Raw genomic sequence first — 14,373 nt, forward strand, 5'->3', positions numbered from 1 at the left:
ACTACAAAAAAGAGAACGACAATTGTCGTTCCCTTCGTTACATTCATATTATTTTTGAAGAAGTGCTTTTACGCGTGCAACTACATTGTTGACAGTAAATCCGTATTCTTCCATTACTTTTTCACCTGGTGCAGAAGCTCCAAATGTATCAATTGCTAATACATCGCCTTCATCACCAGTATATTTGTGCCAGCCGAATGAAGAACCAACTTCAATCCCTAGACGCTTTTTCACGTTCTTAGGAAGAACTGAGTCCTTATATTCCTGTGTTTGTTGTTCAAAGCGATCCCATGATGGCATGCTTACAACAGATACATGAACACCTTCACCAGCTAAAGCCTTTTGAGCTTCAACAGCTAGACTTACCTCAGAACCAGTTGCTAGTAATAGAGCATCTGCAGTCTCTCTTTCAGATGGAGAAACAACATATGCACCCTTCGAAACGCCTTCATAGGCATTTTTGTCTGTGTCTTTTAGTGTTGGCAGATCCTGACGAGTTAACACTAATGCAGTTGGTTTGTTAGTTGACTCAACCGCAAGCTTCCATGCAGCAGCAGTCTCATTACCATCAGCAGGACGAATAATAGAAAGACCTGGCATTGCACGTAGTGCTGCAAGCTGCTCAACAGGCTCATGAGTTGGCCCATCTTCCCCAACAGCAATACTGTCATGCGTAAATACGTATGTTACAGGTAATCCCATTAATGCAGCAAGTCGGATAGCAGGACGCAGATAATCAGAGAATACAAAGAATGTTCCGCCAAAGATTTTTACTCCGCCATGTAAGGCAATTCCGTTCATTGCTGCACCCATCGCAAATTCACGAACACCGAACCAGATATTACGGTTTTCATAATTGCCTGGAGCATAATCTCCTGTTCCTTTGATCATGGTTTTATTTGAACCAGCAAGGTCAGCAGATCCGCCAATAAAGATTGGTAAATTCTTTGCAATACCGTTTAACGCTTCACCTGATGAAGCACGGCTCGCTAAGGCTTTACCTTCGCTGTATACAGGAATATCCTTGTCCCAGCCTTCAGGCAATTCATTTTTAAGAACTTGTTCTAGTTGAACAGCCAATTCAGGATATTCATTTTTATATTGTGCAAACATGTCATTCCATTCTTTTTCTTTCTTAGCGCCATTTTCAACGATAAGATTTTGGAAGTTATCATATACTTCCTGAGGCACATGGAAATCCTCTTCAAAAGTCCATTTATAGGCTTCCTTTGTAAGCTTTAATTCATCAGCACCAAGTGGAGAACCATGTACTCCTGAAGTTCCGGCACGGTTAGGTGAACCATAACCAATGACAGTTCTTACTTCAATCATAGTAGGTCTGTCTAGATCAGTTCTAGCTTCTTCTAATGCTTTAGAAATTTCTTCAAGGTTATTTCCATCTTCTACTCGAATGTATTGCCAGCCGTATGATAAGAAACGGTCTTTTACACTTTCAGAGAAGGATTTATTTAAATCACCATCAAGAGAGATATCATTAGAATCATATAAAACGACTAAACGTCCTAGTTTTAAATGACCTGCAAGGGATGCAGCCTCTGCTGATACACCTTCCATTAGATCTCCATCACCACAAATACTATATGTAAAATGGTTTACTAGTTCATAGTTGTCTTTATTATAAACACTTGCTGTATGACGTTCTGCCATTGCCATCCCAACAGCCATCGCAATACCCTGTCCTAGTGGACCTGTAGTTGCTTCCACACCCTCAGTATGGCCAAACTCTGGATGTCCTGGAGTCTTACTGCCCCATTGGCGGAATTGTTTCAAATCATCCATTGATAGATTATAACCTGACAAGTGCAGCATGCTGTATAACAAAGCAGATCCATGTCCTGCAGACAAAACAAAACGGTCACGGTTAAACCATTCTGGATTTTTTGGATTATGGTTCATAAAACGTGTCCATAAAGCATAAGTCATAGGTGCAGCACCCATAGGCATTCCAGGATGTCCTGAATTTGCTTTTTCAATCATATCAATTGAAAGGGTACGAATAGATGTTACTGATAAAGCATCAATAGTATCAAACATTAAATAAATCACTCCTGATTCGATAGGATTAATAATACCAACTTTTATATTATAGTTCTATTGCTATTATTTCAACAATTAATTTGAGTACTAAACTAACTATTTTTCTTTCACTTTCTTATTTTGACACTGAATCGTGGGCATTATGTAAAAAAGGAAAACGAAATGCTTTCCCTTTATTAATGAAGATTATATTTTTTTCTTTGTTTAATCTTATGTGGCGTAACATCATTACCCTCAGGGTCAATGATTTTAGTATTTGTTAAAGTATCCAGCATAGAACTGCGGAAAGTGGTTAAATACTCACTTCTTAATTTTGTTTGTTCTTTTGCTTCTGCTTCTGTTAATCCAGTAGATTTTGCTTTTCTTGCCAATTCATTGATTCTGGCCATTTTTTCTTTTGAGAGCATTTCGGACCCTCCTTTCCCATACTTTGACTGTGATAACAAGGCCGTTGATTTCCGCTCCAGGCACTTCGCTTTCCGCGGGCGGTCCGGGGAGCCTCCTCGGCGCTATGCGCCTGCGGGGTCTCCCCTGCCCCGTCCTCCCGCAGGACATTGAATTTCATCCATGAATCTGCCCTCGCACGAAGAAAATGCGATAGCATTTTCGAGGAGTCTTCGTGCCTTATGCTCCAATCAACTGAGCTATAAAATCAAAAATTCTAGTACCACATCTACACTTAAAGACTGATTTTACTAAAAAATAGACCATCTGACAAGGCAAATGGTCTACTCTGCATCCGTTTCGATAGATTCTTGATAGTCTTGATAGCGTCTGTGAACGGTTGCTTTTGAAATATTATACCCAAATCCTCTAAGAGTAGCAGCAATCTCGGAAAAAGTTAATTTGTTTTTTCTAAGACGAACAATCTCTTCTATCGGAACCTCTATTTTTTCCCGTCCTGAATTCCACTCGAGATTCTTAAGATTTTTTTCTGGCTTGTACCCTTGAGCCACAGCCCGTTTCATTCCACGTTTGATTTTAATATTATGTAATTTACGCTGATATTCTTCCACCATACCGACAATTTTCAATACCATTGAATCACTTTCGGATAACTGTAACTCTCCATTATGAGAAATACTATACAGCTTTACTCCTTCCTTCATAATGCAATGCAAAAGAGCAATTTTTGCATTCCCTCTTCCAAGTCTCGTTTCATCTTGGATTAACACAGCTTGTATGGTCTTTTCTTTCAATAAATCCAATAACTCAAGGACCCCGTCTCTATCTAGGTCATAACCGCTTGCTTGCTCTCTAATAATGGAAACAACTTCGAAATGATATTGTTTAGCAAGAAGAACTAGTTCCTCCTCCTGACGCCTTAATGAAGTTTCCTGCGTGTCTTTGTTTGTACTTACCCTGCAGTATATGATTGCATTTACCATCTCACTTTACTCTCCAGCTGCGCTTGCAAGTTCAGTTACAGACCCAGTTTCATAATCTACAGGAATGACTATTTCATCGCCAGGATAAATATGTTCCCCTTCCATTTCGTTATGCTGTTTAACCCAGGTGATAAATTCAGTATGAGAGAATGAATGCTGTTCCGCATATTCTTTTGAAATATTCCATAGTGAATCCCCTTCGGAAACAGTAATGGTTAAGAATTTTTGGTCTTCATTGGTATTGAAACGTAACGATAAAATAAAAGCTAATGAACAGCTTAAAATGAATAGTAAGATAGCATACGAATATTTTTCACATATTTTTTTCATCATAATAACCCCTATCTAGAATATATGTTCGTTTTCTTATTTAGATTATAATCCGAACACTTGTTTGTTGTCAACGATTATTCGAACTTATGTTTGTACAAAAAATACGAACATGATATAATATATGTAAATATTAAATAGGGCGAGGTGTATCTATTATGACAAAAATATCTAAGCGCCAGCAGGATATCCTTGAGTTTATTAAAGGGGAAGTTAAGAAAAAAGGCTATCCGCCTTCCGTTAGAGAAATAGGTGAAGCAGTTGGACTTGCCTCTAGTTCTACTGTCCATGGTCATTTAGCACGTTTAGAAAGCAAAGGACTAATTAGACGAGACCCAACAAAACCAAGAGCAATTGAAATACTAGAAGCCGATGAAAGTGTAAATATTCCAAGGAACAATGTTGTCAATGTCCCAATCGTTGGTAAAGTAACCGCCGGTCTGCCTATTACCGCCATCGAAAACGTAGAAGAGTATTTTCCACTGCCAGAGAGTCTTGCACCTGCTGATGAACAGGTATTTATGCTAGAAATCATGGGTGAGAGTATGATAGAAGCTGGAATTCTCGATGGAGATTACGTAATCGTTAGACAGCAGCAAACTGCCAATAATGGAGATATCGTTGTGGCAATGACAGAAGAGGATGAAGCTACTTGTAAGCGATTCTTTAAAGAAAAGGATTACATTCGCCTGCAGCCGGAGAACTCTACAATGGATCCGATTATTTTAAGAAATGTATCGATACTTGGAAAAGTGATTGGAGTTTACCGTCACATACATTAATCCATGAAGAGCTAGATTTAATAGCACAAAAAGAGTCCAATTTATATCGGACTCTTTTTTGTGCCTGTCATGTCCGAATGATCTCCTCATTCAGACATCATCCACTCTTTCTTTGCTTGTCCTGTCCGAATGGGTCTCTCATCAGAAATCATAGTCGTATTTACGCTCATAAAATATGTTTATTTTTGGAAAATATACAAAATTGTGTATATTTACTCATTCTATCTAGTTTCCACTATTGATATAATGGTAATACACCAAGAGTTTACCTTAGGTCAAAAAAATCCAGGCTTAAGGAGAGTGGAAAACAGTGTTGAAGGACATTATTTTCTCAATGGTAATTGGTGGATCAGTAGGAATTATCAGTCATGTTCGAAAGCACGGAAAAATCATCATGCCTCGTAAGACAAAGAAGTTTGTTTATCTAGGTTTTCTAGAAGAAATACTTCTATGTTTAGTCGCTTGTCTCCTCGTGGTGATTTACACAACTCCCAATTCTTTGGTTGAGAATATTTTAGTATCCGTCCTTGTAGGGGTTAGCAGTGATATTATTCTCACCAGGTTTAAGTTACTAAATGAAAAAAATGAAAAATAGTAGAAAAAAAAAAAAAAAAAAACCCAGTATGGACTTGTATCCACACTGGGTCTTTTTCATTTTAGTACATGCTCATATATTGATCACGTTCCCAAGGGTGTACTACCGTTCTGAACATATCCCACTCGATTTCTTTTGCTTCGATAAAGTGTTCGAAGATATGCTCTCCTAAACCAGCTACGATTACTTCATCGGACTTCAATTGATCTAGTGCTTGAGCTAGAGTTGCTGGAAGATCGATGATTCCTTCTTCAATTCTCTCTTCTTTGCTCATTACATAGATGTTACGGTCAACTGGAGCTGGAGGAGTCATTTTATTCTTAATACCATCTAAACCAGCTTTTAATAGAACAGCCATTGCTAGATATGGGTTAGCAGCTGGGTCAACGCTTCTTACTTCTACACGAGTACTTAAGCCGCGAGAAGCAGGAATACGGATTAATGGTGAACGGTTTCTAGCAGACCATGCCACGTAGCAAGGTGCTTCATAACCAGGTACTAGACGCTTATAAGAGTTTACAGTTGGATTGGTTACAGCTGTAAAGCTTGGAGCGTGCTTTAGGATACCTGCAATGAATTGACGAGCTGTATCGCTCATTTCTAGGTCGCCAGTTGGCTCGTAGAATGCATTTTTTCCATTAGAGAATAATGAAAGATTCATGTGCATTCCAGAACCGTTTACGCCGTATAATGGTTTTGGCATGAACGTCGCATGTAAACCGTGCTTACGTGCAATTGTTTTTACTACTAATTTGAATGTTTGAATTTGGTCACATGCTGTTAATGCATCCGCATATTTGAAGTCAATTTCGTGCTGTCCTGGTGCTACTTCATGGTGAGATGCTTCAATTTCAAAGCCCATTTCTTCTAGTTCTAGCACGATATCACGACGGCAGTTTTCTCCTAAATCTGTTGGTGCTAAGTCGAAATATCCGCCTTGGTCGTTCAATTCTAGTGTTGGCTCACCTTTTTCATCTAATTTAAATAAGAAGAATTCTGGCTCAGGCCCTAAGTTAAAATCTGTAAATCCTAGTTCTTCCATTTCTTTCAATACTCTTCTTAGGTTATTACGCGGATCACCATCAAATGGATTTCCTTCCGCTGTATAGATATCGCAAATTAAGCGAGCAACTTTTCCTTTTTCAGCTGTCCAAGGGAAAACTACCCATGTATTCAGGTCAGGATATAAATACATATCAGATTCTTCAATACGTACAAATCCTTCGATAGATGATCCATCAAACATCATTTTATTATCTAAAGCCTTTTCTAATTGGCTGACAGGAATCTCAACGTTTTTAATCGTTCCTAAAATATCAGTGAATTGAAGACGAATAAATTTAACATTTTCCTCTTGTGCCAACCGCTTAATATCTTCTCTTGTAAACTTTGCCATTCTTATTACCCCCAAGTAGTTTAATAAATTTTAATGGAAAAATCGTGACATATCCCCTTGCCTTAGTGACGAACGATTAAATCTGCCAGCTTGCTGCAATTCATGCCGCAGAAGGTTTCTCAGCTGTTCGTCTGTTAACTCTTGTTTGGCTTTCTCAGCCTGCTGCTGGATTACGTTTGCCTGCTGCTGTTGATCCTTGATTAAGAAGAGCTGTTTTATACCAGCCATATTAACTCCTTGATCAATGAGATCCTTAATTTCTAATAGACTATCAATATCGTTTAGACTAAATAGTCTTCTATTCCCATCAGTTCTTGCTGGAGAAATCAATTGATGCTCTTCATAGTATCGGATTTGCCTAGCTGTTAGTTCTGTTAACTGCATGACGGTTCCGATTGGGAATAGTGGCATTGAGCGGCGTATTTCCTTTCCACTCATTAAATTTCTCCTCTCTTTTTGCTAATTTATAATGCTATTATATTTCGTGTCAGAAAAGATGTCAACGATATGTTAGGTTTTCTAACATGGTTTTTTCATAAAAAAAAGGACAATTACTTTAGTTATCCTTTGCTATGTTTTTTAGATTAATTCAATTAATTTTTTTTCAATCAAAGAATCCACCGCAATACAAACAGCCATTTTTACATGCGAATAAGTTAATCCTCCTTGAACATAGGCAACATATGGAGGTCTTATCGGACCATCTGCCGTCAGCTCAATGCTTGCCCCCTGAATAAAGGTCCCGGCTGCCATAATGACATCATCCTCATACCCAGGCATGTAGGCAGGAAGGGCTGTAACATGTGAATTGATAGGAGAAGCAAATTGTATCGCCTGACAGAATGCGATCATTTTATCCTTATCATCAAATTGAACGGATTGGATTAAATCTGTTCGATTGGAGTCCCACTTCGGGGATGAATTCATTCCTAGTTTTTCAAGAAGTGCAGCTGTAAAAACAGCACCTTTTAACGCTTGTCCCACTACATGTGGTGCTAAAAAGAAGCCCTGATACATTTCTTGAAGACTATACAGAGAAGCACCAGCCTCCGCACCGATTCCAGGTGATGTCATTCGATACGAGCAAGCTTCAACATATTGTTTTTTTCCAACAATATAGCCTCCGGTTTTCGCAATGCCGCCGCCAGGGTTTTTAATCAATGAACCTGCCATTAAATCAGCACCTACATGGCAGGGTTCAAGTTCTTCAACGAATTCCCCATAACAGTTATCTACAAAAACAACAACATCCTCTTTTATTTCCTTTACAAAAGCAATCATTTCTTTGATTTCAGCTACGGTAAAAGAGGGACGTGTTGCATATCCCTTAGAACGCTGAATCCCAATCATTTTGGTATTAGGTTTGATTTTCGAGGCAATAGTGTCCCAATCAATCGCCCCCATTTCCGTTAGAGCTGCACTGTCATAGGATATTCCAAACTCCTTTAAAGAGCCCACACCGTTCCCGCGTATGCCAACAATTTCTTCAAGGGTATCGTACGGTTTTCCTGTTATATACAGAAGTTCATCTCCAGGCCGAAGAATCCCAAATAAGGCAATGGAAATGGCATGTGTTCCAGAGATAATCTGCGGACGAACAAGACCTGCCTCACCGCCAAATACATCTGCATAGATCAGTTCCAATGTGTCCCTGCCGATGTCATCATATCCATACCCTGTGGTAGGGATAAAGTGAGAATCACTCACTCTGTGTTTTTGATAACTTCTCAGGACACGAAATTGATTATTTTCAATTTTCTCGTCTATCCCTTTATGTACGTTCGTTATTTGTTGTTCTACTTCTTTTACTAGCTGTTGAAGCTTTTCCCCATTCTTTAACTGTTGAAACATGTTGTTACTCCATTCTCGTTTTGTATTTCTGTAATTGCCCGGAAACTTGATGGTCAGGCAGAGAAAATCCCCTGCATTGATAAACCTCTTTTTCTTCATCAAAAACCAGTTCTCTTACGATTGTATCATTCTTTAATTGTGCAAGCAGCTTCCCTTCTGTTGAATGTATACTCACTTGGTATTGATCCATCATTTCAATAATTATTTTTTCTATTTTTCTTTTTAATTCATCACGGTCCTCTTTTTCATAGGCACTGATAAAGATAAGAGGGGTGTTCGCTGTTGGTACAAAGTCAGCTTGTTTAATGTCCCTTTTATTATAGACTGTTATCTGAGGGATGTCTTTGACCTCTAAGTCTTCAAGCAGCTTATTCACTGTTTTTTCATGCTGAAAATAGTCCGCATTTGACATATCCACGACATGCAATAGCAGATCCGCTTCCTTAACTTCTTCAAGCGTCGAACGGAAGGCTGCAATCAACGAAGTCGGAAGGTCTTGAATGAATCCAACCGTATCGGTAATTAAGGTTTGAAACCCGCTTGGTAAAATTAACTTTCTTGTCATTGGATCCAAGGTAGCAAATAATTGGTTTTCTTCAAACGAATCCGCTTCAGAAAGGCGGTTAAAAAGGGTTGATTTCCCTGCGTTAGTATAGCCGACAATTGCGATTTGGAACGTTTTATTTTTCTTTCTTCTTTCCCGGTAACGATCGCGGTGCTGTACAATTACAGCAAGCTGACTTTTAATTTCATCAATTCTTCGGCGGATATGACGACGATCTGACTCGAGTTTTGTTTCCCCAGGTCCTCTTGTCCCAATACCTGCTCCTAACCTTGATAATGCGGTACCTTGTCCAGCAAGGCGCGGCAGCAGGTAATGAAGCTGTGCTAGTTCAACCTGAAGCTTCCCTTCCTTTGACCTTGCTCTTTGCGCAAAAATATCTAAGATTAACTGAGTTCGGTCGATGATACGAGCATTTAACTCAGAAGAAAGATTTCTTTTTTGACTTGGAGAAAGTTCATCGTTAAAGATGACTAAATCTGCCTCTACTTCATCCACAAGTGTCTTAAGTTCTTCTACTTTCCCTTTTCCTATGTATAGCGCTGAGTGGATACGCTCTCTTTTTTGAACAACAGTCATCAGGACTTCACCTTTAGCTGTCTGGGTTAAGGCAGCAAGCTCTTCCATCGAATATTGGAACCTGCTATCATCCAATGTTTGCGTTTGGCAGCCAACTAAGATCGCTTTTTCTAAGCTTACTTCTTGTTCCATACCAACACCTGCTTTCGTGAATTTTCTTTCCTCATCATATCAAAAAAGAGGATAATACCCTAATTTTGCACCCAAATTTTAATATTTATATTGATTAATTCTTCCCCCGTGTTAAAATCATAATGTTTACTGAATATTTCAAGTATAAACAGAACCTACACCCGAGGAGAAACATACAAAATGACATGGGATGTTTTAAGTATAATCGGCACTATTGCCTTTGCGGTTAGTGGCGCTATTGTAGCAATGGAAGAAGAATATGATATTTTAGGGGTCTATATATTAGGAATTGTTACTGCATTTGGCGGTGGTGCTTTTCGTAATCTATTAATTGGTGTCCCGGTTTCGGCACTCTGGGAACAGGGATTATTTTTCCAAATTGCGTTATTATCAATTACAGCCGTATTTATGTTTCCAAATAATCTATTGCGTCATTGGCAAAGATGGGGTAATTTCTTTGATGCCATCGGCTTGTCTGCTTTTGCGATTCAAGGAGCTATATACGCTGTAAATATGGACCATCCTATTAGCGCAGTCATCGTGGCGGCTGTCTTAACGGGTATTGGCGGGGGGATTATTCGAGATTTACTTGCCGGCAGGAAACCAATTGTATTACGAGCTGAAATTTATGCCGTTTGGGCGATTCTTGCTGGACTTATTATTGGATTAAAAATCGCCTCCAACCCTTGGGAGTTATACACCTTATTTGTACTGGTAACCGCACTAAGAGTCCTATCCTATACATTTAAATGGAAGCTTCCGGCTAGAAGGCTCGGCACACATTAAGAAATCGGCGGCAAATATGTCCGCCGATTTTTTTAATCTTCTTCAAAAACTAAATCGTTACTTCTAAGTGTCAATAATTCATGTTTGTCGAAGCTGTTCTGCAATAACAGCCGCATAGCTTGAGCGCGTATTGATTTTTCAATAATATTACGAACATAACGGCCATTCGAGAAACTATTGGGATTGAGAACCGCTTTAACCCATATCAAATGATCTTTTAACTTTTTTTCAGCCTCATGGCTCAGTGTGTATTCTCTTTCATCCAGCATACGGCTCGCAATCTCCATCAATTGATCGATCGTATAATTAGGAAAATCAATCACTAGAGGAAACCGGGAGTGGAGTCCCGGATTGAGGGTTAAGAAATGATCCATCTCCCTGGAATAGCCGGCTAGAATCAGGATAAATTCATGCTGTTTGTCTTCCATATGCTTGACGAGTGTATCAATCGCTTCCTTTCCAAAATCCTTCTCACCGCCGCGCCCTAATGAATAGGCCTCATCAATGAATAAAATCCCACCCTGCGCTTTTTTTATTAAATCCCTTGTTTTCTGAGCAGTATGACCAATATATTCCCCTACAAGGTCTGCGCGCTCTGCCTCAATCAAGTGTCCCTTAGAGAGTACGTTCATCTTTAAGAAGAGCTTGCCAATTAATCTGGCAACGGTTGTCTTCCCTGTCCCTGGATTTCCCTTAAACATCATATGAAGGGCTTGTTTTCTTGCCTTCATCCCCACTTCTTCACGTTTTTTATTTACAAAAATCCAAGCGTAAATTTCTTTTATCATTCGTTTCATTTCTTCCATACCCACTAATGCCCCGAGCTCGTCTTCGATTTCCTTTAATGCCGAGTGCTCCGGGGGGATAACCTTTGGAACAACTGGAGGAACGGGCAGCTCTTTCGTTAAGGACTTTCTCTTTTGGGAGTTGAGGGAAACTGTTATTTGTCCATTACTTTTCATGCGAATCGGTTGATCCAAAGCCTTCACCTCTCATTCTACAGAGCAATACTCCTTCATTTATGTGTATTCAGTCATGGAAGAAATCATTATAAAAATAAAAAAAGCCCATTAAATTAATGGGCTCACGTTAGAAATATTAATTATTGTGCATCCAGGTCAAGCTGAACATTTCGTTGTGGAGCAAAGGTAGAAATGGCATGCTTGTAAACCAATTGCTGCTTTCCTTCTGATTCAAAAAGTACCGTAAAATTATCAAAGCCTTTAATTTGGCCTCTCAATTGGAATCCGTTTAATAAGAACACCGTTACATGAGTATTGTCCTTACGGCACTGGTTTAAAAATTGGTCCTGAATGTTGATGGTGGTTTTCATTTGTATATCCTCCTCTTTTATCTCTACTAATATGTATTCGATTTTACTTGTAGCTTTCCTTCAACGTACTGTGAAATTTCGTTTATTTTTTTTGACAAATCTGCGACATTTGTCATGTCGAACCATTTTACGGCCATTTTGTTTCGAAACCAGGTTAGTTGTCTCTTTGCATAACGCCTTGAATTTTGCTTCAGACTTTCTACAGCATCATCAAAGCTAACCTTTCCATCTAAATAATCATAAATTTCCTTATAGCCAATGGCCTGAATGGATTGACAATCCCTAAGTCCCTGTTTATGTAACATGCTGACTTCCTCAAGAAGACCTTCTGATAACATAATCTCAACACGTGCATTAATCCTTTCATAGAGCTTATCTCTCTCCATGGTTAAACCGATTAGTGCCGTTTCGTATAGGAGGTCGGGCTGCTGATTATTTTGATAGTCACTCATAATCTTACCAGTACAATGATAAATTTCAAGTGCCCGAATGACTCTTCTCACATTATTTGGATGGATTTGATTCGCACTTTCAGGATCTATCTTTGTTAATTCAAGGTGCAGCGCCTCATTTCCAATCTCTCTTGCTTTCTCTTCAAGCTGCAGCCGAAAAGCTTCATCTGCAGGCGCCTCGGAAAATTGATAATCATATATGACTGATTGAATATATAGGCCAGTCCCGCCGGCAATAATCGGAAGCTTACCTTTTGCGGTAATTTCAGCTATTTTCGTTCTGACAAGCTGCTGGAATTCAGCTACGGAAAAGTTTTCATCCGGTTCTTTAATATCAATCAAATGGTGGGGAATTCCCTCCATTTCCTCGACTTTAATTTTTGCCGTTCCGATATCCATGCCGCGATAAATCTGCATCGAATCGCCGCTGATGATTTCGCCATTATATTGTTTAGCCATTTCTATGCTTAACTTTGTTTTCCCAACTGCGGTTGGACCAATAATGACTAATAATTTCTGTTTTGAATCCAATATTTTCACACTGCCCTTTTTTCATTTTTCAGTGATAGCTCGGAAACCTTATCACACTTACATCCTAACACAATTTCTAAAAGCAGTAGAACATCAAATAAGTATAATCAAAAATTATCTATTCTATGCATATTTTCTAGGGATTTATTTTTATCCAATAAAAGCCAAAAATAATTAAATTCTTTTACAACGTTACATTCCGATAACGTTTCATTTACAAATCGCTTTTCACCCCCAACTTCATGGTAGTCTTAATCGTAGCTTATTTTGTAGAAAGATAATATCTCGAAGAACATATTATCGAAAAATAGGGAAATTAGGTGAAAGAAAATGTTATCAAACTTTGAGATTGGTATTGATTTAGGAACAGCAAATATATTGGTTTATAGTAAAAATAAAGGAATCGCTGTAAATGAGCCTTCGGTTGTCGCCATAGACACCGATACTAAAAAAGTTGTAGCTTTTGGCAGGGAAGCAAAAGAGATGATTGGGAAAACCCCTGAGAAAATTATTGCTATTCGCCCATTAAAAGAAGGTGTTATTGCCGATTATGACCTTACAACAGAGCTTCTGAAGCATATCATGCGAAAAGCTTCAAAATCAGTCGGCTTTGCCATTCGCAAGCCAAATGTTGTCATCTGCACCCCTTCTGGATCAACAAGTGTTGAAAGAAGAGCCATTCATGACGCCGTGAGAAATGCCGGCGCAAAAAAAATACAATTAATTGAAGAGCCCGTAGCAGCAGCGATTGGTGCCGGCATGCCTGTTGATGAGCCAGTAGCCAATGTGGTTGTTGATATTGGCGGGGGGAATACAGAGGTAGCGATCATTTCCTTCGGTGGTGTGGTTTCCTGCCATTCTATTAAAATTGGCGGAGACCGTCTAGATGAAGAAATCATTCAATATGTCCGCAAGGAATATAATGTCTTGATTGGGGACAGAACCGCTGAAAATGTCAAAATGGAAATTGGTTATGCACTCGTTGATCACGAAGAGTTGACTAAGGAAGTACGAGGTCGCGACCTTGTGACAGGATTACCAAAGACGGTGACACTATCATCCTATGAAATTAGAAATGCTTTGAAAGAATCGTTATCTCATATCTTAGAAGCGATTCGTGCAACACTTGAGGACTGCCCAGCGGAACTAAGCGGTGACATCGTCGATCGCGGCGTCATTCTTACAGGTGGCGGAGCACTGATGAAGGGAATGGAAGAATGGCTAAGTAAGGAGATTTTTGTTCCTGTACAACTAGCTCCGAATCCGCTTGAATCCGTAGCAATCGGAACGGGTCAAGCCCTTAAATACATGCATAAATTGCCTGCGGCTGTGAAATAGTTTAGTAACAAAAAAGAGTGCCACGTGAGGCACTCTTTTTGCTATGCTATCAAACCAGGAGCATCCCTAGCCTGCCTGCATTGACCCGAATGCTTTTCCTGAATGCTTTTCGGTCACTCCAGCTTGCCTGCATTGACCTAAACGCTTTTCCTAAATGCTCTTCAGTCACTCCAGCTTGTTTGCATTGACCCAAACGCTTTTCCCAAATGCTCTTCGGTCACTCCAGCCGCCTGCATTGACCCTAACGCTTTTCCTGAATG

At 39.3% G+C, this 14,373-nt stretch carries 15 protein-coding genes; 4 read left to right on the forward strand and 11 right to left on the reverse strand.

From position 1 onward, the window contains the following. Nucleotides 1–48 precede the first annotated feature (48 nt). The 4 genes from tkt to yneA form a co-directional block, all read right to left on the reverse strand. Entirely contained in the window at nt 49–2,055 is a 2,007-nt protein-coding gene (gene tkt, locus H0184_RS00365; protein ID WP_221819733.1) for a transketolase, read from the reverse strand. Nucleotides 2,056–2,234: 179 nt separating this feature from the next. Next, nucleotides 2,235–2,465, reverse strand: coding sequence for a DUF896 domain-containing protein (locus H0184_RS00370; RefSeq protein WP_221819735.1), 231 nt, complete (start codon nt 2,463–2,465; stop codon nt 2,235–2,237). Nucleotides 2,466–2,786: 321 nt separating this feature from the next. Beyond that, on the reverse strand, nt 2,787–3,446 hold the full coding sequence (locus H0184_RS00375) for a YneB family resolvase-like protein (RefSeq protein ID WP_221819737.1): 660 nt from the start codon (nt 3,444–3,446) through the stop codon (nt 2,787–2,789). Nucleotides 3,447–3,452: 6 nt separating this feature from the next. Then, nucleotides 3,453–3,776 carry a cell division suppressor protein YneA gene (yneA, locus tag H0184_RS00380; protein WP_221819740.1) on the reverse strand — a complete coding sequence of 108 codons (324 nt, stop codon included), beginning with the start codon at nt 3,774–3,776 and terminating at the stop codon, nt 3,453–3,455. 158 nt (nt 3,777–3,934) lie between these two features. On the opposite strand from yneA, the gene lexA reads away from it, so the two are divergent. Both lexA and H0184_RS00390 read left to right on the forward strand, forming a co-directional pair. Then, entirely contained in the window at nt 3,935–4,558 is a 624-nt protein-coding gene (lexA, locus tag H0184_RS00385) for a transcriptional repressor LexA (protein ID WP_221819742.1), read from the forward strand. A 310-nt stretch (nt 4,559–4,868) separates the two neighbouring features. Continuing rightward, nucleotides 4,869–5,153 (forward strand): DUF4257 domain-containing protein, encoded by a 285-nt coding sequence (locus H0184_RS00390; protein WP_221819744.1) that lies wholly within the window; start codon nt 4,869–4,871, stop codon nt 5,151–5,153. Nucleotides 5,154–5,214: 61 nt separating this feature from the next. Here H0184_RS00390 and glnA read toward each other — a convergent pair whose 3' ends face one another. From glnA to hflX, 4 genes are all read right to left on the reverse strand, one after another. Next, on the reverse strand, nt 5,215–6,549 hold the full coding sequence (gene glnA / locus H0184_RS00395; protein WP_221819746.1) for a type I glutamate--ammonia ligase: 1,335 nt from the start codon (nt 6,547–6,549) through the stop codon (nt 5,215–5,217). 30 nt (nt 6,550–6,579) lie between these two features. Beyond that, nucleotides 6,580–6,987: a MerR family transcriptional regulator gene (locus H0184_RS00400; RefSeq protein WP_221819749.1), complete on the reverse strand. Its 408-nt coding sequence runs from the start codon at nt 6,985–6,987 to the stop codon at nt 6,580–6,582. A gap of 141 nt (nt 6,988–7,128) precedes the next feature. Beyond that, a complete protein-coding gene (locus tag H0184_RS00405; protein ID WP_221819751.1) occupies nt 7,129–8,400 on the reverse strand; it encodes a methionine gamma-lyase family protein in 1,272 nt (423 codons plus the stop codon). A 4-nt stretch (nt 8,401–8,404) separates the two neighbouring features. Continuing rightward, a complete protein-coding gene (gene hflX / locus H0184_RS00410) occupies nt 8,405–9,673 on the reverse strand; it encodes a GTPase HflX (RefSeq protein WP_221819754.1) in 1,269 nt (422 codons plus the stop codon). A gap of 180 nt (nt 9,674–9,853) precedes the next feature. On the opposite strand from hflX, the gene H0184_RS00415 reads away from it, so the two are divergent. Further along, entirely contained in the window at nt 9,854–10,459 is a 606-nt protein-coding gene (locus H0184_RS00415) for a trimeric intracellular cation channel family protein (RefSeq protein WP_221819755.1), read from the forward strand. A gap of 32 nt (nt 10,460–10,491) precedes the next feature. Here the strand turns inward: H0184_RS00415 and spoVK are convergent, their stop codons facing one another. The 3 genes from spoVK to miaA all read right to left on the reverse strand — a co-directional run bounded on the left by spoVK (nt 10,492) and on the right by miaA (nt 12,775). Then, entirely contained in the window at nt 10,492–11,439 is a 948-nt protein-coding gene (gene spoVK / locus H0184_RS00420) for a stage V sporulation protein K (RefSeq protein ID WP_221819756.1), read from the reverse strand. Nucleotides 11,440–11,561: 122 nt separating this feature from the next. Beyond that, a complete protein-coding gene (gene hfq / locus H0184_RS00425) occupies nt 11,562–11,792 on the reverse strand; it encodes an RNA chaperone Hfq (RefSeq protein ID WP_034672853.1) in 231 nt (76 codons plus the stop codon). A 26-nt stretch (nt 11,793–11,818) separates the two neighbouring features. Next, nucleotides 11,819–12,775 carry a tRNA (adenosine(37)-N6)-dimethylallyltransferase MiaA gene (gene miaA / locus H0184_RS00430; RefSeq protein ID WP_221819761.1) on the reverse strand — a complete coding sequence of 319 codons (957 nt, stop codon included), beginning with the start codon at nt 12,773–12,775 and terminating at the stop codon, nt 11,819–11,821. 330 nt (nt 12,776–13,105) lie between these two features. Here miaA and mreBH point away from each other — a divergent pair, with 330 nt between their 5' ends. Then, on the forward strand, nt 13,106–14,113 hold the full coding sequence (gene mreBH / locus H0184_RS00435; RefSeq protein ID WP_221819762.1) for a rod-share determining protein MreBH: 1,008 nt from the start codon (nt 13,106–13,108) through the stop codon (nt 14,111–14,113). Nucleotides 14,114–14,373: the final 260 nt, after the last annotated feature.

Origin of the sequence: Neobacillus niacini (assembly GCF_019749295.1) — a bacterium.
GTDB classification, from domain to species: Bacteria; Bacillota; Bacilli; order Bacillales; family Cytobacillaceae; genus Neobacillus; species Neobacillus niacini_D.